The organism is Pseudomonas sp. B21-053 (assembly GCF_026016365.1).
Taxonomy (GTDB): domain Bacteria; phylum Pseudomonadota; class Gammaproteobacteria; order Pseudomonadales; family Pseudomonadaceae; genus Aquipseudomonas; species Aquipseudomonas nunensis.
Genome location: NZ_CP087205.1, coordinates 226,084 through 245,980 on the forward strand (window position 1 = coordinate 226,084; position 19,897 = coordinate 245,980).

Annotated in this window: 18 protein-coding genes; 11 read left to right on the forward strand and 7 right to left on the reverse strand. The window is 59.9% G+C overall.

The window, feature by feature from the left end:
• Positions 1-195: 195 nt before the first annotated feature.
• Complete coding sequence (gene desA, locus LOY68_RS00975; protein ID WP_054050221.1) at positions 196-1,380, reverse strand: delta-9 fatty acid desaturase DesA; 1,185 nt, start codon at positions 1,378-1,380, stop codon at positions 196-198.
• Between the two features lie 147 nt (positions 1,381-1,527).
• On the opposite strand from desA, the gene dibA reads away from it, so the two are divergent.
• The 6 genes from dibA to LOY68_RS01005 all read left to right on the forward strand — a co-directional run bounded on the left by dibA (position 1,528) and on the right by LOY68_RS01005 (position 7,943).
• Entirely contained in the window at positions 1,528-3,447 is a 1,920-nt protein-coding gene (gene dibA, locus LOY68_RS00980) for a phosphodiesterase DibA (protein ID WP_265042446.1), read from the forward strand.
• Positions 3,448-3,729: 282 nt separating this feature from the next.
• The gene (gene oscA / locus LOY68_RS00985) at positions 3,730-3,912 is read left to right on the forward strand and encodes a sulfur starvation response protein OscA (RefSeq protein ID WP_059404116.1); all 183 of its coding nucleotides are present in this window, start codon (positions 3,730-3,732) and stop codon (positions 3,910-3,912) included.
• A gap of 145 nt (positions 3,913-4,057) precedes the next feature.
• Positions 4,058-5,071 carry a sulfate ABC transporter substrate-binding protein gene (locus LOY68_RS00990; RefSeq protein ID WP_054050215.1) on the forward strand — a complete coding sequence of 338 codons (1,014 nt, stop codon included), beginning with the start codon at positions 4,058-4,060 and terminating at the stop codon, positions 5,069-5,071.
• A 174-nt stretch (positions 5,072-5,245) separates the two neighbouring features.
• On the forward strand, positions 5,246-6,064 hold the full coding sequence (cysT, locus tag LOY68_RS00995; protein WP_054050213.1) for a sulfate ABC transporter permease subunit CysT: 819 nt from the start codon (positions 5,246-5,248) through the stop codon (positions 6,062-6,064).
• A gap of 13 nt (positions 6,065-6,077) precedes the next feature.
• Positions 6,078-6,950, forward strand: coding sequence for a sulfate ABC transporter permease subunit CysW (cysW, locus tag LOY68_RS01000; protein ID WP_054050211.1), 873 nt, complete (start codon positions 6,078-6,080; stop codon positions 6,948-6,950).
• 3 nt (positions 6,951-6,953) lie between these two features.
• A complete protein-coding gene (locus LOY68_RS01005; protein ID WP_054050209.1) occupies positions 6,954-7,943 on the forward strand; it encodes a sulfate/molybdate ABC transporter ATP-binding protein in 990 nt (329 codons plus the stop codon).
• A 90-nt stretch (positions 7,944-8,033) separates the two neighbouring features.
• On the opposite strand, the gene LOY68_RS01010 is transcribed toward LOY68_RS01005, so the two are convergent.
• Positions 8,034-8,552, reverse strand: coding sequence for a DUF962 domain-containing protein (locus tag LOY68_RS01010; protein ID WP_265042447.1), 519 nt, complete (start codon positions 8,550-8,552; stop codon positions 8,034-8,036).
• Positions 8,553-8,636: 84 nt separating this feature from the next.
• Here LOY68_RS01010 and LOY68_RS01015 point away from each other — a divergent pair, with 84 nt between their 5' ends.
• Together LOY68_RS01015 and LOY68_RS01025 are read left to right on the forward strand one after the other, a co-directional pair.
• Positions 8,637-9,323: a Crp/Fnr family transcriptional regulator gene (locus LOY68_RS01015; RefSeq protein ID WP_054050205.1), complete on the forward strand. Its 687-nt coding sequence runs from the start codon at positions 8,637-8,639 to the stop codon at positions 9,321-9,323.
• 186 nt (positions 9,324-9,509) lie between these two features.
• The gene (locus LOY68_RS01025; RefSeq protein WP_054616574.1) at positions 9,510-9,875 is read left to right on the forward strand and encodes a response regulator; all 366 of its coding nucleotides are present in this window, start codon (positions 9,510-9,512) and stop codon (positions 9,873-9,875) included.
• Between the two features lie 154 nt (positions 9,876-10,029).
• Here LOY68_RS01025 and LOY68_RS01030 read toward each other — a convergent pair whose 3' ends face one another.
• Positions 10,030-11,034: an AraC family transcriptional regulator gene (locus tag LOY68_RS01030; protein WP_054047895.1), complete on the reverse strand. Its 1,005-nt coding sequence runs from the start codon at positions 11,032-11,034 to the stop codon at positions 10,030-10,032.
• Positions 11,035-11,134: 100 nt separating this feature from the next.
• Here LOY68_RS01030 and LOY68_RS01035 point away from each other — a divergent pair, with 100 nt between their 5' ends.
• Positions 11,135-12,208 (forward strand): fatty acid desaturase, encoded by a 1,074-nt coding sequence (locus LOY68_RS01035; protein WP_265042448.1) that lies wholly within the window; start codon positions 11,135-11,137, stop codon positions 12,206-12,208.
• Positions 12,209-12,326: 118 nt separating this feature from the next.
• Here the strand turns inward: LOY68_RS01035 and LOY68_RS01040 are convergent, their stop codons facing one another.
• The 3 genes from LOY68_RS01040 to LOY68_RS01050 are packed head-to-tail and all read right to left on the reverse strand — an operon-like array spanning position 12,327 to position 16,362.
• Positions 12,327-13,937, reverse strand: a complete 1,611-nt coding sequence (locus LOY68_RS01040; RefSeq protein ID WP_265042449.1) for an arylsulfatase — start codon at positions 13,935-13,937, stop codon at positions 12,327-12,329.
• 14 nt (positions 13,938-13,951) lie between these two features.
• Positions 13,952-14,767, reverse strand: a complete 816-nt coding sequence (locus LOY68_RS01045) for an ABC transporter ATP-binding protein (protein WP_163907692.1) — start codon at positions 14,765-14,767, stop codon at positions 13,952-13,954.
• Complete coding sequence (locus tag LOY68_RS01050) at positions 14,764-16,362, reverse strand: ABC transporter permease (protein WP_265042450.1); 1,599 nt, start codon at positions 16,360-16,362, stop codon at positions 14,764-14,766. The genes LOY68_RS01045 and LOY68_RS01050 overlap by 4 nt, the downstream gene beginning before the upstream one ends.
• 382 nt (positions 16,363-16,744) lie before the next feature.
• Between LOY68_RS01050 and LOY68_RS01055 the strand changes: the two genes are divergently transcribed.
• The gene (locus tag LOY68_RS01055; protein WP_163907694.1) at positions 16,745-17,758 is read left to right on the forward strand and encodes an ABC transporter substrate-binding protein; all 1,014 of its coding nucleotides are present in this window, start codon (positions 16,745-16,747) and stop codon (positions 17,756-17,758) included.
• A 123-nt stretch (positions 17,759-17,881) separates the two neighbouring features.
• Here the strand turns inward: LOY68_RS01055 and LOY68_RS01060 are convergent, their stop codons facing one another.
• Positions 17,882-18,802: a LysR family transcriptional regulator gene (locus LOY68_RS01060; RefSeq protein ID WP_054047883.1), complete on the reverse strand. Its 921-nt coding sequence runs from the start codon at positions 18,800-18,802 to the stop codon at positions 17,882-17,884.
• Between the two features lie 183 nt (positions 18,803-18,985).
• On the opposite strand from LOY68_RS01060, the gene LOY68_RS01065 reads away from it, so the two are divergent.
• On the forward strand, positions 18,986-19,891 hold the full coding sequence (locus LOY68_RS01065) for a TauD/TfdA dioxygenase family protein (protein ID WP_054616568.1): 906 nt from the start codon (positions 18,986-18,988) through the stop codon (positions 19,889-19,891).
• The last annotated feature ends 6 nt before the right edge of the window (positions 19,892-19,897 follow it).

Genomic DNA, 19,897 nt, shown 5'->3' on the forward strand with positions numbered 1-19,897 from the left:
CAGGCGCTGTCACGCTTTGGTGGGAAATAATTGATAACAGGTCTCGTCCCGCCTGGATGGCGAAGTGTCTTTGAGATAGGGGATTTGGAGCTTAGTTCCCGGCTGACGGGGCCAGGGAGGAGGCTCCCGCCGGGCGGTACTGGCGACGCGTTTTTTCAGTGAAAACGCGTCGTCAGGGTTTGCGACTGCTACAGGTCAGACCGCGGCTGGGCGCAGGGAGTAGGTTTTCAGCTGATCGGCGAAGTCGCGCAGGGATTGAATCCCGCTGGCTTCGGCTTCGTGCACCCAATCCTTTATCGCGGCAAGCATGTCGTGACCATTTGAGCTGGTCTTGACCCAGATCTGCTGCAAGGCCAGGCGTTTCTCGTAAATTACCTTCAGCGCCTGGCTGTGCTCGAGCATGTTCTGGATGCGGATATGGTGCTTGTCATCCAGCAGGCTGGTTTCCCGCGACAGCAGACGCTTGGCGCGGTGGAACTGGTGACGGACCGAGTGATCGACCTTTTCCAGCTCTTGCTTGACCAGCGGCGCGATGACCAGCTTGCGGTACTGAGCCATGATCTGGAAGCGGTTGTTGAGGATGGCCATGGCGGTGTCCATGTCCAGGCTGCCCTTGCCTTCGACCCGGTGGGCGATCGGCGCGACACGCTGGACCTTGGCCAGACGGAAGAAACTGAAGACCTGGATCCAGGCCCAGCCGAGGTCGAATTCCCACTTCTTCACCGACAGTTTTGCCGAGTTAGGGTAGGTGTGATGGTTGTTATGCAGTTCTTCGCCGCCGATCAGGATGCCCCAAGGCACCAGATTGGTCGCCGCGTCGCGGCATTCGAAGTTGCGGTAACCGATGGCATGACCCAGGCCATTGACGACGCCGGCGGCCCAGACCGGGATCCACATCATCTGGATGGCCCAGATGGTGATGCCGATGGTGCCGAACAGCAGCAGGTCGATGACGCCCATGATCGCCACACCCAACAGCGGGAAACGGGTGTAGAGGTTGCGTTCGATCCAGTCTTCGGGGCAGTTCTTGCCGTAGATGCGCAGGGTTTCCGGGTTTTCCGCTTCCTCGCGGTACAACTCGGCGCCCTTGCGCAACACGGTGGAAAGGCCCTTGATGACCGGGCTGTGCGGGTCATCGACGGTTTCGCATTTGGCGTGATGCTTGCGGTGGATGGCTGTCCACTCGCGGGTGTTCTGCGCCGTGGTCAACCACAGCCAGAAGCGGAAGAAATGTTTCAGGCCGGCATTGAGCTCCAGGGAGCGATGGGCTGAATAACGATGCAGATAGACCGTGACGCCAACAATCGTGACGTGGGTCATCAGCAGGGTGACTGCCACCAGTGACCAGGGCGACAAGCCGAGAAAACCTTCGTACCACATAGGCTATAGGGCCCTCGATAAATAAAAAAACAGCCGTTGCATTATCACTAAGCCCACAGATAAAACCAGTCGCCCTTTCAGATAAGAGTGGCTGGATGTTTCTTTCACCTATAATTCCAACCCTTTTGTAGGGACATGGACGGCCGAATGTCAGCCACACACCGCGATGCCTTGCGTGCAGCGCTGCTTTACCTGGTGCTTTCAGTAGTCTGGCTCCAGTTCAGTGGTTATTTATTGAACAGTTTCTTCGATAGCTCCACCGAACTGTTGCGATGGCAACTGATCAACGGTTACGCCTGGGTGCTGCTCAGCGCCGGATTAATCTTCCTCGCCCGGGCCAGATTGTTCCGCTGCCTGGGGATCGGCGCGAAATTGCGTGAGTGCAGTGAAGACCGGGAGCGGCTGCGCCAGGCCGCCGCCGTGTTCGATTGCACCCACGAAGGGGTTCTGGTCACCGACAGCAAAGGCCTGATCGTGCATGTGAACCGGGCGTTTATGGAAATCACCGGTTATCAGAGTGAAGAAGTCCTCGGTCAGCAGCCCAGCATGTTCAAGTCCGGTCACCACCCGCCGGCGTTCTACCAGGCGATGTTTGCGATGCTCGGCAGCGCCGGCCAGTGGAGCGGAGAGATCTGGAACCGGCGTAAAAGCGGCGAGATCTACCCGCAATGGCAGACCATCCGCCTCATTCATGACGATCTCGGTAGGGTCAGTCATTACGTGGCAGTGTTTTCCGACATCAGTGCGATCAAGAACTCCGAGCACGAACTGACGCACCTGGCCCACCACGATCCGCTGACTGATCTGCCCAACCGGCTGCTGTTCACCGATCGTGTCGAGCAGGCATTGACCTCGGCGCAACTGCACAAACGCGGCTGCGCCTTGCTGATGATCGATCTGGATCACTTCAAGATGATCAACGACAGCCTCGGGCACAACGTCGGCGATCAATTGCTCAAAGCTGTGGCCGAGCGTTTCAAGGGCCTGTTCGTGCCGGGCATCACCCTGGCGCGTCTGGGCGGCGACGAGTTTGCGGTCCTCGCGGAAAACTGTCCGCAACTGGTGCAGGCCGCCGCTCTGGCGCAGCGGATCATCGATGGCCTCAAGCAGCCGTTCGAGATCGACGGGCACCAGTTATTCATCAACGCCAGCATCGGCATCAGCCTGTTCCCCAGCGACGCCTTGGGCGCGGAACAACTCCTGCGCAATGCCGATTCCGCGCTGTTCAAGGCCAAGAGCGCCGGGCGCGATGGCTACGCGCTGTACACCGAAGAATTGACCGCGCATGCCCAGCAGCGGGTCGAGATCGCCTTCGAACTGCGCCGCGCCCTGGAAATGCAGGAACTGCGCGTCTACTACCAACCGGTCCATGACCTCAAAACCAGTCGTATGGTGGGTGTCGAAGCGTTGGTGCGCTGGGAGCATCCGCAGCGCGGGTTGATCTCACCGGCGGAGTTCATTCCCGTCGCCGAGCGCACCGGGCTGATTTCCGAGATTGATGCCTGGGTCATGCAGCAGGCCTGTCAGCAGATGTGCGATTGGCAGCAGGCGGGCGTGGTGTTGTCGTTTGTCGCGGTGAACGTGTCTTCGCGCTTGTTTGCCCGCCGCGAGTTGTATCAACAAGTGGCGCAGGTGCTGCGCGAAACCGGCCTGGACCCGGCGTATCTGGAGCTGGAAGTCACCGAAAGCGCGGTGATGGACGATCCGGAAGTGGCGCTGGAGCAGATGCATCGCCTGCGCGAGTTGGGGGTTCGGCTGGCCATCGACGATTTTGGCACCGGGTATTCGTCGCTGCTGCGGCTCAAGCGTCTGCCCGTGCAGAAACTCAAGATCGATCAGGGTTTTGTCGCCGGGTTGCCGTGGGACGAGGACGATGGCGCGATTGTGCGGGTGATTATTGCGTTGGCCAAAAGCATGGGGATGCAGGTGCACGCCGAAGGGATCGAGCAAGTGGAGCAGGCGGGTTTCCTGCTCGAACAGGAATGTGATTTGGGGCAGGGTTATTGGTTCGGCAGGCCGGTGCCGGCTGAGCAACTGGATTGGGCTCGGGCTCCGGTTATTCGCTGATGTTGAAAAGATCGCAGCCTTCGGCAGCTCCTACATTGGACGGTGCATATCCGGAATATCCGGTCGCACATCAACCCCGTAGGAGATGCCGCAGGCTGCGATCTTTTGATCTCAAGGGGGCCAACCACGTCGCAACCCCTTGTCCCATCAAATAATACTTTCTGGTTATATAAACATTCTTAAATAGTCTTTTTAAGAATATCCGCGCCTATCTACTATTGCCCTCACGCCGCAAGCAGTGCCGCCACTGCCAGGCAACCTCTCAGTCGAAGGAGCAGCACCATGAGCGCATCCCTACGTAGCGTTGACGGCCAGGACGAAGCAACCATTTTGCGTGAGATCCAGAGCGCATTGCGCGACCTGCGTTTCGGCGCAGTGGAAATCACCGTGCACAACGCACAGGTGGTCCAGATCGAACGCAAAGAGAAATTCCGCCTGCAGAACCCGGCCAACAAGCCGAGCTGAAAAGATCAAAAGATCGCAGCCTTCGGCAGCTCCTATGGGGGATTGATGTAGGAGCTGCCGAAGGCGGCGATCTTTTAACCGGCAACCGCGATTCCAGAAACCCATAAGAAAAGCCAACACCATCAGAATTCCAGGAGCTTTCACCATGTCGTCGATTCGTCATTTCGCTTTGGCCGCGCTGGCCAGCGCCCTTTTTGCGGGTTCCGCGGTTGCCAAGGATTACGAGCTGCTCAACGTGTCGTACGACCCGACCCGTGAGCTGTATCAGGATTACAACGCCGAATTCATCAACTTCTGGAAGAAAGACCACGCTGGCGACAACGTGAAAATCCAGCAATCCCACGGCGGTTCGGGCAAACAAGGCCGTGCGGTAATCGACGGCCTGCGTGCTGACGTAGTGACCCTGGCCCTGGCCGGTGACATCGACGAAATCGCCAAGCTTGGCAAGACTCTGCCGGCCGACTGGCAAAAACGCCTGCCGGATGCGAGCACCCCTTACACCTCGACCATCGTGTTCCTGGTGCGCAAGGGCAACCCTAAAGGCATCAAAGATTGGGGCGACCTGATCAAGAACGACGTGTCGGTCATCACCCCGAACCCGAAAACCTCCGGCGGTGCGCGCTGGAACTTCCTCGCGGCCTGGGCCTATGGCCTGAAAGCCAACGGCGGTGACGAGGCCAAGGCCAAAGAATATATCCAGACCCTGTTCAAGCACGTACCCGTGCTGGACACCGGTGCTCGCGGTTCGACCATTACCTTCGTCAACAACGGTCAGGGCGACGTGTTGCTGGCCTGGGAAAACGAAGCGTTCCTGGCGCTGAAAGAAGACGGCGGCGCGGACAAGTTCGAAATCGTCGTGCCTTCGCTGTCGATCCTCGCCGAGCCGCCAGTGGCTGTAGTCGACAAGAACGCCGAGAAGAAGGGCAACGAGCAAATCGCCGAAGCCTATCTCAAGCACCTGTACAGCCCGGCCGGTCAGGAAATCGCTGCGAAAAACTTCTACCGTCCTCGTGACAAAGACGTAGCGGCGAAGTATTCCAAGCAGTTCCCGACCCTGGACCTGGTGACCATCGACAAAGACTTCGGCGGCTGGAAAACTGCGCAACCGAAATTCTTCAATGACGGTGGCGTGTTCGACCAGATTTACCAGGCGCAGTAACCTGATTTGAGCCACACACGAGCCTGATGCTCAGGCACGGACCATGTGGGAGCGAGCCTGCTCGCGAAAGCGGTGTGTCAGACGGCGTAATTGTTGACTGATGTTCCCTCTTCGCGAGCAAGCTCGCTCCCACATTGATGCGTTTAGCAGACTGCTTTTTGACCAAGGACTTTTATGTCGCGTCGTATCTCCCCCGTCATACCCGGCTTCGGGCTGACGCTGGGCTACACCTTGGTGTACCTCAGCCTGATTGTGCTCATTCCACTGGCGGCGATGTTCGTGCATGCCGCCCAGCTCACCTGGGATCAGTTCTACGCCATCGTCACCGCGCCTCGGGTGCTGGCGGCGTTGAAGTTGAGCTTCGGCACCGCGCTGTACGCCGCGATCATCAACGGCATCATCGGCACGCTGCTGGCCTGGGTGTTGGTGCGCTACACCTTCCCCGGCCGCAAGATCATCGACGCGATGATCGACCTGCCGTTCGCCCTGCCCACCGCCGTGGCCGGTATCGCGCTGACCGCGTTGTACACGCCGACCGGCCTGGTCGGGCAATTCGCCGCAGACCTGGGTTTCAAAATCGCCTACACCCCGCTTGGCATCACCCTGGCGCTGACCTTCGTCACGCTGCCGTTCGTGGTGCGCACGGTGCAGCCGGTATTGGCCGACATCCCCCGTGAAGTCGAAGAAGCCGCCGCTTGCCTCGGCGCCAAGCCGTTGCAAGTGTTCCGCTACATCCTGGTGCCCGCGCTGTTGCCGGCCTGGCTGACCGGTTTCGCCCTGGCGTTTGCCCGTGGCGTCGGTGAGTACGGTTCGGTGATTTTCATCGCCGGCAACATGCCGATGAAAACCGAAATCCTGCCGCTGCTGATCATGGTCAAACTCGACCAATACGATTACACCGGTGCTACCTCCATTGGCGTGTTGATGCTGGTGGTTTCCTTCGTCCTGTTGCTGCTGATTAACTTGCTGCAGCGGCGCATCGAAACCCCATAAGGAGGCGCGAATAATGTCCCAATCGTCTATTGCGGCCGCCTCTTCGGCCAACGCTGCGCGCCGTGGCAGTGCCACCTCGCGGCGCATCCTGATCGGCCTGTGCTGGCTGGTCTTCACTCTGTTTTTATTGCTGCCGCTGTTTATCGTGGTGTCCCAAGGCCTGAAAAACGGCCTGGGCGCGTTCTTCACTGCGATCTTTGAACCGGACGCCTTGTCGGCGCTGAAACTCACGGTCATCGCGGTGCTGATTTCGGTGCCGCTGAACGTGGTGTTCGGCGTCAGCGCGGCGTGGTGCGTGAGTAAATACTCGTTCCGTGGCAAGAGCATGCTGGTGACGCTGATCGACCTGCCATTCTCGGTATCGCCGGTGATCGCCGGTCTGGTCTACGTGCTGATGTTCGGCGCCCAGGGCCTGTTCGGACCGTGGTTGCAGGATCACGACATCCAGATCGTCTTCGCCTTGCCGGGCATCGTGCTGGCGACGATTTTCGTCACCGTGCCGTTCGTGGCCCGTGAGCTGATCCCGCTGATGCAGGAACAAGGCACCCAGGAAGAAGAAGCCGCGCGCTTGCTCGGCGCTAATGGCTGGCAGATGTTCTGGCACGTCACCGTTCCCAATATCAAATGGGGCCTGATCTACGGCGTGGTGTTGTGTACTGCGCGGGCGATGGGTGAGTTCGGTGCGGTGTCGGTGGTTTCCGGGCACATTCGCGGGGTGACCAACACCCTGCCGCTGCACGTCGAGATCCTCTACAACGAATACAACCACGTGGCCGCGTTCGCTGTGGCGAGCCTGTTGCTGATCATGGCGCTCTTCATCCTGCTGCTGAAGCAGTGGAGCGAAAACCGTATTAACCGCCTGCGCGCCAGCGCCGCGGAGGAATAACTCATGTCGATCGAAGTGCGTAACGTCAGCAAGAATTTCAACGCGTTCAAGGCCCTGAACGACATCAGCCTGGACATCCACAGCGGCGAACTCGTGGCGCTGCTCGGCCCGTCCGGTTGCGGCAAGACCACGCTGCTGCGGATCATCGCCGGCCTGGAAACCCCGGACCAGGGCAACATCGTGTTCCACGGTGAAGACGTTTCCGGCCATGACGTGCGTGATCGCAACGTCGGGTTCGTGTTCCAGCACTACGCCTTGTTTCGCCACATGACGGTGTTCGACAACGTCGCGTTCGGCCTGCGCATGAAGCCGAAAAACCAGCGCCCGAGCGAAAGCCAGATCGCGGTGAAAGTCCACGAACTGCTGAACATGGTGCAACTGGATTGGCTGTCGGATCGCTACCCCGAGCAACTGTCCGGTGGACAGCGCCAGCGGATTGCCCTGGCCCGCGCCTTGGCAGTGGAGCCAAAGGTTTTGCTGCTGGACGAGCCGTTCGGCGCACTGGATGCCAAGGTTCGGAAGGAACTGCGTCGCTGGTTGGCGCGGCTGCACGAAGACATCAACTTGACTTCCGTGTTTGTGACCCACGACCAGGAAGAGGCGATGGAAGTTGCGGACCGCATCGTGGTGATGAACAAAGGTGTGATCGAGCAGATCGGCTCACCGGGCGACGTCTACGAAAACCCGGCCAGCGATTTCGTTTATCACTTCCTCGGTGATTCGAACCGTCTGCACTTGGGCGACGACAATCACGTGCTGTTCCGTCCGCACGAAGTGTCGCTGTCGCGGCATGAGCTGGAGGATCACCACGCGGCTGAAGTGCGGGATATCCGGCCGCTGGGCGCCACCACCCGGGTGACATTGAAGGTGGAAGGGCAGAGCGAATTGATCGAGGCCGAAGTGGTGAAGGATCACGACAGCCTGGTTGGCTTGGCCAAGGGCGAGACGTTGTTCTTCAAGCCCAAGGTTTGGCAGAAAGTCGCCAACATCTAAAGCAAAAGCTTCGCGAGCAAGCCCGCTCCCACATTGGATCTATGGCGTACATAAATTCCCTGTGGGAGCGGGCTTGCTCGCGAAGGCGTCCTACGCCGCAGCGCGATTCGGATTAATTCTCACCCCGCCAACCCGCGCCTCAATCTGCTCCTTGAGGTCGCGCCGCAACCCCAGCAAAAACGCCAACTCCGCCACTACAAACAACGGCCCGACAATCAATCCCGTCACATCATCGACAAACGCCGGTTTGCGCCCCTCATAGTGATGGCCGACAAACTGGATCGCCCAGCCGATCACAAACATCCCCACGCCGCTGCTCAGCCAGACCATCGTGCTTTGCTGCGCGAGCAGTTGACCCGCCCAAATGCACAAGCCCAGCAACACCGTCATCAGCACCCCGAGGCGCAGTTCCAGGCGCAGGTAAAACCACGCCGACGCCAACGCCACCAACATCGCCGGCGAAACCCAGCCGCCGGCCCATTGCGGCCGCGACAGCAAAACCGCCACCGCCACCACAATCAGCGGAATACCGATAAAGTGGCTGGCGATATTGCGCGGATCACGGTGGTAGGCGGCGTATTGACTGAGATGGTCAACGAGGCTTTTCATTGTTATTCCTCCTGTAGGGTGATTGATCATGCCCCGGGTACAGTGTTCGCTCTGTCAGCCAGGCGACAATCTCTAGGAGAGTTAATGGATATGCAGGTCTGGCGCCCACGCCTGATGAGTGGGCAGTGGTTCAGTCATTTACCCGTTTCCCTACAGGATAGTCTGCTGGCGCTGGCCCGGGTGCGACGGTTGACGGCGGGGCAACGCTTGTTCAAACGCGGCGATCCGCCGTGCGGCTTGTATGCGGTGCTCGAAGGCACTGTGCGTATCGGTGCGGTGAGCGAGCAGGGCAAGGAGGCGTTGCTGAGCCTGGTGGAACCGCCGCACTGGTTCGGCGAAATCTGCCTGTTCGATGGCCAGCCACGCACCCACGATGCGTTCGGCGCCGGGCTGTGCACGCTGTTGCATATCCCGCAGTCGGCGCTGCTGAAACTGCTCGATGAACAACCGCTGTACTGGCGGCAGCTGGCGCTGCTGATGAGCCACAAACTGCGCCTGACCTTCATCAACCTCGAACAGCTCAGCCTGATGCCAGCCCCGGCGCGCCTGGCCCATCGCCTGCTGATGATTGCCGAAGGCTACGGAGAAATCGACCCGCCGCGCCGAGTGCTGCAACTGCCCCAGGAGCAACTGGCGTCGATGCTGTCCCTATCGCGCCAGACCACCAACCAGATGCTCAAGGAGTTGCAGGGCCAAGGGATTATCGGGTTGGGCTATGGCGAAATCGAAATCCTCGATGCCGAACGATTACGAGCACTCGCCACAATCTAACGGCCACCACCGAACCCTGTGGGAGCGGGCTTGCTCGCGAAGGCGTCGTGTCAGCCACCCTCAATGCCGACTGACACTCCGCCTTCGCGAGCAAGCCCGCTCCCACAGGAGGAATATGTTGAAGTTTGTGATGGGCAACCAGCCCAAACGCGCCTAGCCTGTACCCCTGAATAATCGAGGTGTGCCATGCGTGTCCTGTTAGTGGAAGACGAACCCGAAATCGCCAAACGCCTGGCCAACGGCCTGAGCGAAGCGAGCTATTCGGTGGATGTGGCGCTCAACGGCATGGACGGCCGCCGTTTCATCGAGTCCGGCGAATACGACCTGATCATCCTCGACGTCATGCTCCCGGGCCTCAACGGCTGGCAGTTGCAGCAACAAATCCGCAAGCTCGGCGAAACCCCGGTGCTGTTCCTCACCACCAAGGACGGCATCGAAGATCGTTTGCGCGGCTTGGAGCTGCATGAGGATGACTACCTGCTCAAACCGTTTGCCGTGAGTGAACTGGTGGCGCGGGTGCGCAAGTTGTTGCGGCGGGATCGGGGGCGATGAAGCATTTGCAGTGACTGGGCAATCGCCTTCGCGAGCAAGCCCGCTCCCACATTGGATCTTCAGTAGGCACAAAATTTGTGAACACCCGAGATCCAATGTGGGAGCGGGCTTGCTCGCGAAGAGGCCGGCCCATGCAACTCATTTCCCGGGTTCGTCAACGCAACCCATCCCGAAACTGCCCCGGTGTCATTCCGGTCCAGCGCTTGAACGCGCGGCTGAAGCTGCTCGTGTCGGCAAACCCAAGCAAATAACTGATCTCACTCAACGAACACTGCGGGTCGCGCAGGTGCAGCAGCGCCAGGTTTTCGCGGCTTTCGTTGAGCAGCGTATCGAAACGACAACCCTCGTCCGCCAGGTGCCGTTGCAGGCTGCGCAGGCTCAGGTGCAGGGCTTGGGCGATGCGTTCGGCGCTGGGTTCGCCTTCGGGCAGTTGTTCTTCAATGGCGTCGCGCACTTTGCGTTCCCAGGTCAGCGGTTTGAGCTGGGCCAGGGTGCGCTTGAGCACGGTTTCGTTGTGTTCGGCCAATTCCGGGTTTGCGTCGTCGAGGTGGCTGTCGAAGTCCACCAGGGCGAACTCCAGTCGATCTTCGTCGGCGGCAAAGTACACCGGCGAGCGGAAGACTTTGTGCCACTGGTGCGGGTCCGCCGGTTCCGGCCGGCGCAGGTACACCGCCAGCGGGGCGTAGTCGCGGCCCAGGCGATTGCGGCAGGTGCGCACGTAGATCGCGGCAAAGGCGTCGATGGCTTCGAAGGCCGGAGCCGGGTTGCCGGGCGGGACTTTCAAGCGAAAACGGTAGCGATCCTCGGTGCGGGTCAATTCCAGCTCCAGCGCATCGCTGACCACCTGGTGATACCGCACGATCCGCTCGAACACTTCCCGCAGACTGCCGCTGGCCACCAGTGCATAACCGAGCGCGTGAAACGTAGTCGGGCTGACAAAACGCGACACCCGCAAGCCTATCGCCGGGTCGCCGCTGACTTGCACGGCGATTTCCCACAGGCGCGTGGTGTTGGACAACGGATAACGGGCGTTAGGGTCGTCCATCAACTGCGGGTCAAGCCCCGCCTGTTGGCACAGGGCGGTGCTGTCGAGGCCCAGCGCATCAAGTTGCTTGCGCAGGGCGCGGGTCCAGCTGGCGAGGGAGGTCGGTTCAGTCATGCTGATTGGCGCTTCCGGTCAACAGGTTGGCGTTCACGGCTACTACCCTGGAATGCATCACAAGGCAGGATGTGACCATCAATAACCAGAGGATGGAAGCATGGACGGTACTTCTGCAAGTCCCCAGCGACTGAATGCAGCCCAACGATCAGCGCATATTCGCGAAGTGGTGCTGGCCAGAGGCGTTGAACTGCGAAAAAGCTACCCGATTCTCAACCACCAGGACGCCTTGGGCGCGGGCATTCTGGCCTTTGCGCTGGCCGGAATGATCGGTTCGGCGGCGCTCTACATCACCGGGCACATGGCCTGGTGGGTGTGCCTGTTGCTCAACGCGTTTTTCGCTTCGTTGACCCACGAACTGGAACACGACCTGATCCACAGCATGTATTTCCGCAAACAGCGGCTGCCGCACAACCTGATGATGGGCCTGGTGTGGTTGGCGCGACCGAGCACGATCAACCCGTGGATCCGCCGGCATCTGCACCTCAACCATCACAAGGTGTCCGGCACCGAAACCGACATGGAAGAACGGGCGATCACCAATGGCGAACCCTGGGGCATCGCGCGGTTGCTGATGGTCGGCGATAACGTGATGTCGGCGTTTATCCGCATGCTCCGGGCGAAAACCTGGGCGCACAAATTCAGCATCATCAAGCGTACGTTGAAGGTGTATGCGCCGCTGGCGTTGGTGCATTGGGGCGCGTGGTATGTGTTTCTCGGCTTCCACGCGGCCAATGGCATCGCGGCTTTGCTGGGCGCGCCGATTGAGTGGTCAGCGACCACGTTGTCGGTGATGCAAGTGATCGACATCGCGGCAGTGGTGATCATCGGGCCGAACGTGTTGCGCACGTTTTGCCTGCACTTTGTCAGCTCGAACATGCACTACTACGGTGACGTTGAACTGGGCAATGTGATCCAGCAAACCCAGGTGCTGAACCCATGGTGGATGTGGCCGATGCAGGCGTTCTGCTTCAACTTCGGCAGCAGCCACGGGATTCACCATTTTGTGGTGAAGGAACCGTTTTACATCCGCCAGATGACCGTGCCGGTGGCGCATAAGGTCATGCGCGAGATGGGGGTGAGGTTTAATGATTTCGGGACGTTTGGGCGGGCGAATCGGTTTGTTCGCAAGGAGGAAGTTCAGGGCCAACCGGTAGAAGGTGTGCGGGTCTGATGGCCTCTTCGCGAGCAAGCCCGCTCCCACAGGGATATCGGGTGTTCACAAATTTTGTGTTCACTGAAGATCCAATGTGGGAGCGGGCTTGCTCGCGAAAGCGGTCGCTCAGGCAACATCAATCCGGCTGAAACGGAGATTCACTCAATATCACCCCGGTCTCATCCACATACCGCTGCCAATGCTCGATCAGTGCGGTGAGTTTATCCGGCTGACTTAAAGCCAAATCATGAATCTCCCCCGGATCACTCCCCAGATCATAAAGCTGCCAGGTCGCCGGCCCCACCGGCCCGGGGATGTACACCGCTTTCCATTGCCCCTGCCGAATCGCCCGCCGTCCAAACAATTCCCACCCGGTCACCGTGTGTTCATCGTGCACCTGCGCCGTTTCGCCGGACAGAAACCCCAGCCACGATTTACCACGCAGCTCCGCCACGTCCTTGCCCCGCCAACGCTTGCCCGGATGCCGCACGCCGGCCAAGTCGAGAATCGTCGGCGTGATGTCCATCACCGTGCCAAACCCATGGCTGATCTGCCCTTTGAGCGACAACTGCGGGTAATGCACCAGTGCTGGCACACGAATCCCGCCCTCGGTGGTGAACGCCTTGAACAAACGCGACGGCGCAGTCGCGACCTGGGCCCAACTCGGTCCGTACCAGACGTAGGAGTTGGCGCGGCCGATGTTATCCAGGCTGTTGTCGTAATGCTGGTTCAGATAGGTCAGCAACTCCGGACCGAATTTCGGGAAGGCTTCCAGCAGCGCCCCTTCGGCGCCGTTATCGGACATGAACAGGATGAAGGTATTGTCCAACTGCCCCTGCTTGCGCAGGTAATCAACGACACGCCCGATGTTCCAGTCCATGCGCTCGACCATCGCCGCGTAAACCTCCATGGCCCGCGCGGACACCTGCCGTTGCTCGTCGCTCAAGGCGTCCCATTGTGCGTTGAGTTGGATCAGCGGATGGGGTTCGACATCGGCATCGATCAAGCCAAGGGATTTGAGTTTTTCCAGGCGCTCAAGCCGCAGCACCTCGGGACCGGCGTCATAACGCCCGCGATATTTTTCCACTACATCGGCCGGCGCCTGCAACGGCCAATGCGGCGCGGAAAATGGCAGATACGCAAAGAATGGCCGAGTCTGATCGCGCTCCTTGAGGTATTGCAAAAGCTTGTCGCCAAAGGCGTCGGAGGAATAGAAATCCTTCGGCAGCTCATCAACGAACGTGTCGTCTTCGATGTACAGCGCCGGGGTGGATTTCAGCAGGCCTGGCGTCTGTTCGTCGTAAGTCGGCTCGAAACCATAGTGGTTGGCCGCCCCCGGCAGCAGCGAGAACGAACGCTCGAAACCCCGTGCATGCGGCGCCAGTTCGGCGGTCAGGCCCAGATGCCATTTGCCGCTCATCAACGTCTGGTAACCGGCCTCGCGCAACAGTTCCGGCAGGGCTACCACGCGGTCGTTGAGATGCCCCTCGTAACCCGGTTTGCCGATCAGCTCCGGGGTCAGCGCTTCGGCCATGGTGCCGATACCGGCGATGTGGTGATCGGTGCCGGTGAGCAGCATTGAACGGGTCGGCGAGCAAGTCGGCGCGGTGTGGAAATCGGTCAGGCGCAGGCCATTGTTGGCCAGGGCATCCAGATTCGGCGTGGCGATTTCGCCGCCGAACGCGCCGATATCGGAAAAGCCCAGGTCATCGGCCAGGATCACCAGAAAATTGGGACGTTGCGGCATCAAAAGTCTCCTGTTTAGCAGGCAATGAAGGACAGCGGCAGGTCGCGGATCTGCACTGGCACGGCAGGTTGGTAGTGGTCGTCACTGGTCAGTTCGTGCAGCAGTTCTTCGCGCAATTGGTGGAAGTCGAAACTGCTGCGCTGGCGCGGATGGGGCAGGGCGATGTCGACCACTTGCTTGATCCGGCCGGGACGCGGCTCCATCACCACCACGCGGTCGGCAAGGAAGATCGCCTCCTCGACATCGTGGGTGACCAGGATCGTGGTGATCTTGGCCCGACTGCGAATTGCCAACAGTTCGTCCTGCATCTGCTGGCGGGTCAGGGCATCGAGGGCGCCGAAGGGTTCGTCCAGTAACAGAATCCGAGGGCTGGCGACCAAACCTCGAGCGATCGCCACCCGCTGCGCCATGCCACCGGAGAGTTGGTGCGGGTAGGCGCGGGTGAAGTCGCTAAGGCCGACCAGTTCGATGAAATCATTCACACGTTTTTGCTTTTGCTCGGCGCTCAGCGCTTCGTTGACCAGGCCCAAACCGATGTTGTCGGCCACTGTCAGCCACGGGAACAAACGGTGTTCCTGAAACACAATGCCGCGCTCGCCACCGATGCCGGTGACCGCTTTGCCGTCCACAGTGATCTGTCCGCGAAACTGCGTATCGAGCCCCACCAGCAGCCGCAGCAATGTGGATTTTCCACAGCCGCTGGAGCCGACGATGGCGACGAATTCGCCCTCGGCAATGTCCAGGTTGAATTCGCGAATCGCCTCCAGTTCGAAGCCGTCGACATCGAAGGATTTGCCCACGTGGTTGAAGCTGACAATTGGTGCGTTCATGCGTGTCTCCAGCGGGTCGCGCGGATTTCCAGGCGTTGGCCAATAAGGTTGAGCAGGGCGCCGGTCAGGCCCACCAGGAGCATGCCGGCCATGATCAGGTCCATGCGCAGCAGTTGTTGCGCGCCGATCATCTGGCTGCCGATGCCGCCGTTGGACGGCATGAAATATTCGGCGCCAATGGTGCCGAGCCAGGCGTAGATCAGGCTCAGGCGCAGGCCGGCGAAAATCCCTGGCGCTGCGCCCGGCAGCACCAAACGGCGCAAGCGCTGGCCGAGGTTCAGGCGCAGCACTTGCGCGGCTTCGTTGAGTTGTGGCGAGAGATTGGCGACGCTGCGTTGGGTGGCGATGAACAGCGGGAAAAACGCGGCGAGGGCGACGAACACCCACTTGGCCAATTCCCCGAGGCCGAACCATGCGGTGAGCAACGGCACCCAGGCGAAAATCGCGATCTGGCGGATGGCGGCGAGGGTTGGGCCGAGCACTCGTTCACTGGTGCGCGACAAACCCAGCAGCAGGCCCAACGCAAACCCCAGACCACCACCCAGCAACAAACCGCCGAGGGTGCGGCCCAGGCTCAGGGCCATGCCGCCGATCAAAGTGCCGTCGAGCAAACCGTGCCAGGTGGTTTCCAGAACCGCCAAAGGGCTGACCAGAATATTCGCGTCGATCCATTGCTGATCCGTAGTCACTTGCCACAGCGCCAGCAGCGCTAGAGGCAGCAGCCAGGGTTGGAGTCTTTGCCAGCCTTCATAACGCGGGCCTCGGCGAATCTCGGCGGTGGCCGGGTGCGGCCAGTGCACCAGTTTTTTGTCCAACAGGCCGATGCCGCGATCCATGGCCACGCCGATCACACCAATCACCACGATCACCACGAAGACGATGTCGAGCATGAACAACTGCCGCGCCCAGACCATCAGATAACCGATACCTTCACTGGAAGCCAACAATTCCACGGCCAGCAGCGACGTCCACCCGGCCGCGAGCGCCAAACGTACGCCGGCCATGAACGCCGGCAACGCGGCGGGCAACACCAGACGACGAATCAACAAGCGGGTGGGCAGTCGCAGCACGGCGGCGGCTTCCCGCAGTTTGGGTTGCGCATCACGTACGCCGACCAACGTGTGCAGCGTCACCGGCACCACAATGGCCTTCACCAGCACCACCAGTTTCAACACTTCGCCGATGCCGAAAAAAACCATGAACAGCGGAATCCAGGCCAGGGTCGGGACTTGCGCCAACCCGGCGAAGGTCGGGAACACCAGACGCTCCAGACGCCGACTGAAACCTAACGTTGCACCCAACACGGCACCGGCACTGACCCCGGCCAGCAACCCCCAGAACAGGCGTTGCAGGCTGATCCACAGATGACTCCACAACTCACCCTGGGACAGTTCGACGGCGCTGCTCCAGACCAGCGACGGCGCCGGCAGGATTTGCTCGCTCATCCAGTGATTGCGGCTGGCCAGCCACCAGAGTGCGAACAGGCTGACGGGCAGCAACCAGGGCAATAGTCGTTGGCTCAGGCTCGGCCAAAGACGCTGGCCGTTGAGCGGCGGCGCAAGCAGCGGCAGGCTGAGAAGGGAAACACGGGCCATGGATGACCTCCGTTTTTGACCTTGTGGGAGCGGGCTTGCTCGCGAAAGCGTCAGCACATCCAATATTAATGGCGACTGAAACACCGCTTTCGCGAGCAAGCCCGCTCCCACAGGGATTTTAGGTGTATGCAAATTTGATCTATAAAAATTCAAATCAATACTATTGAGAGATAAGCCAAGCCATTTAAGGCCTACAGCCCACACGCATCCAATGCATTCGAAGAATATTTTCGATGCTGTTTATGCATACCCGCCCAAGAGCCGCGTCCTGACTGGCATAGATCTAAAAGATATAAAAATGTGAATTTATAGTATTTAAGTGCTGGCTCCGATTCAGCCTACGTTCTGCTCCTCAACGCCGTTGTCATCAGGAGCCGCACCCATGAATCGTCCTTTCAAACGTGTCATCAGTCTGTTCGCCATTCCGGCGCTGGCGGGGTTGTTGGCGTTCACTGCCCACGCCGACGAACTCAAGGAAATCCGCATCGCCGTGCCCGACCTCAGCGCCGGTACCCAACACAGTGGCGGCGGTATCGCGGATGTCTTGCGCGACCAGCAGATCTACGAAAAAGCCTTCGCCGATCAGGGCATCAAGATTCAGTGGAGCTTCTTCAAGGGCGCCGGTCCGGTGATCAACGAAGCGTTCGCCAATGGTCAGGTGGACCTGGCTTACCTGGGAGATCTGGCGGCGATCATTGGCAAGTCGAATGGGCTGGATACCCGGCTGCTCAGCGCCTCCGCACGGGGCGTGAAACAGTATCTGGGCGTGGTGCCCGGCTCGGGGATCAAGACGCTGCAGGACCTGAAAGGCAAACGCGTGGCGATCTTCCGTGGCACCGCTACGCAGTTGTCCTTCGACGCGGCGCTGGCCAGCCAGGGGTTGAGCGAGAAAGACGTGAAGGTGATCAATCTGGACTTTAACGGAGCGGTCGCGGCGTTGGCGGCCAAGCAGATTGATGCTTCCTGGGGCAGCTCCGGACTGACGGCGTTGCAAGCCAAAGGGCTGGCCGAGTTGCCGTTGAACACCAAGGATCTGGGTGGCGCGGGCAGTGTTCAGGCGGTGTTGGTTGGCACTGGCAAGTTTGTCGACGAGCATCCTGATGTCGTCGCGAAATTGCTGAAGGCGCAGCAGCAAGCGGTGGAATGGCTGACCCAGGACAGCAACAAGGATGCGTACATTCAATTGGTGTCGGGGCTGGCCAGTTACCCGGCGGTGATCCTTCAGCAGGACCTGAAGGATCAGAAGTTGAGCGAAGTGTTCCCGTCGACACTGGACCCGGTGTTCCTGGGGAAATTACAGGATGCGGTGGATTTGGCTTCGCAGCAGAAGTTGATTCGCAAGCCGTTCAAGGTGACGGATTGGGTGGTGCCTGAGTTGGCTGCTGCCAAGCTCTGAATCTTTAGCGCCTGTATGGGCGCCTTCGCGAGCAGGCTCGCTCCCACAGTTGATTTTCGGTGTTCACAAATTATGTGTTCACAGGAGATCCAATGTGGGAGCGAGCCTGCTCGCGAAGAGGCCCTAAACCGCGACGGAAATCTGCTGCTTATCCACCGCCACCAACGTCTCAATCATCGCCCGCGCCGCCGGCGATAACCGGAACCCCGTGCGGCTGACAATCCCGCACCGCGCGTTCATGCTTTCAATGTTCTGCGGCAAGTTGCGCCAGTGCAGCAGCACCAGTGAACCCTTGGCAATGTCCTCGACAAACGCCTCTTCCGTGCCGATGCCGATGGCATTCGATTGCAGCACCACTTTCACCAGCGCCGGAAAGTGCTCAGTCTCGATGGTCGGTGAAAAATCCATCCGCCCACTGAGGTTCGCCAGCAGTTTGCGGATGCCCGGCGGGATCAATGTGGTCGCCAACGGATAGTCGAACATGTCGTTGGTCGACAAGCTGTCCTTGACCAGCAGCGGATGCCCCGGCCGGCAGAAAAATACGCCGCGCTTGGGCGTCAGGGCCTGGGTCTGGAAGTTCGGGTCGGCCTCGAAATGGCGGATGTCGGCGATGAAGAATTCGATCTCTTCCCGGCTGAGCGCGCGGCTGAGTTTTTCCCAGTTATCCACCTGGAAACAGGTGCGCACTTTCGGGTGCGCGTTGATGAATTGCGCCACTGCGTCCGGTACCAGTTTCACCGCGGGCGCCGGGCCGCAACCGAAGCGCAATTCACCGGCGTCGAGCTTAGTCATCTGCGTCACTTCAGCGCTGAGCAACGCCGCGCCTTGCACCAGGGTCAGGGCGTGTTGCAGCACCACCTGGCCCTCGGGTGTCGGGCGCAAATCCTTGTTGCCACGGTCCACCAGCACGCAGCCGAACTCTTGCTCCAGCCCTTGGATACTGCGGCTGAACGCCGGTTGAGTGATGCCCATGGCGTCGGCCGCGCGGACAAAACTGCGGTGTTCGTTGAGGGCGATGAAGTAGCGCAACTGGCGAAGATCCATATGCTTTTGCGGCATCCTAAAAATAGCTCGAAGGCATTTGCGACGAAGGTTGCTTGAGGTTTTAAATGCAAGCTCTTATTCCGTCAACGAAGCATGCGAATATCTATTAGACCTAAATTGAATATATATAGAGCAATGTTTCGCTGCCGCTCAACCGTCAGCAGTCCGATCGAGGGTCTACCCATGAGCAATGCCGCTTTAGCTGTAAAACCCGCTGTTCACGCGCTTGAAATCCATCCGGTGGCCGGTCGGATCGGTGCCGAGATCCGTGGTGTGCAACTCTCCGGCGAGCTGGATGCCGACACCGTCGAAGCGATCCAGCAGGCGTTGGTCCAGTACAAAGTCGTGTTCTTTCGCGAGCAGACCCAGCTCGACGACCAGAGCCAGGAAGCCTTCGCGCATTTGCTCGGCGAACCGGTGGCGCACCCGACCGTACCAGTACGCGACGGCACCCGTTACCTGCTGGAACTCGACGGCGCGGAAGGCCAGCGCGCCAACTCATGGCACACCGACGTGACCTTCGTCGACGCCTACCCGAAAGCCTCGATCCTGCGCTCGGTAGTGGCCCCGGCGTTCGGCGGCGACACCTTCTGGGCCAACACTGCGACGGCGTACAACGAACTGGCGCCGGAGCTGCGCGAACTGGCGGACAAACTTACCGCTGTGCACAGCAACGAATACGACTACGCCGGCGCCAAGCCCGACGTGTCGGCAGAGAAGCTGGAGCGCTACCGCAAAATCTTCACTTCCACCGTTTACGAGACCGAACACCCGGTTGTGCGCGTGCACCCGATCAGCGGTGAGAAGAGCTTGCTGCTGGGGCATTTCGTGAAGCGCATCAAGGGTTATTCCCAGGCGGATTCGGCGCATTTATTTGGCTTGTTGCAGAGCCATGTAACCCGTTTGGAAAACACCGTGCGCTGGCGCTGGAAGGCCGGCGATGTGGCGATCTGGGATAACCGTTCGACCCAGCATTACGCGGTGGATGATTACGGCACCCAGGACCGGATTGTTCGCCGGGTGACGTTGAAGGGCGAAGTGCCGGTGGGCGTGGCGGGGCAGCGGAGTCAGACCATTAAAGGCGCTTGAAACACG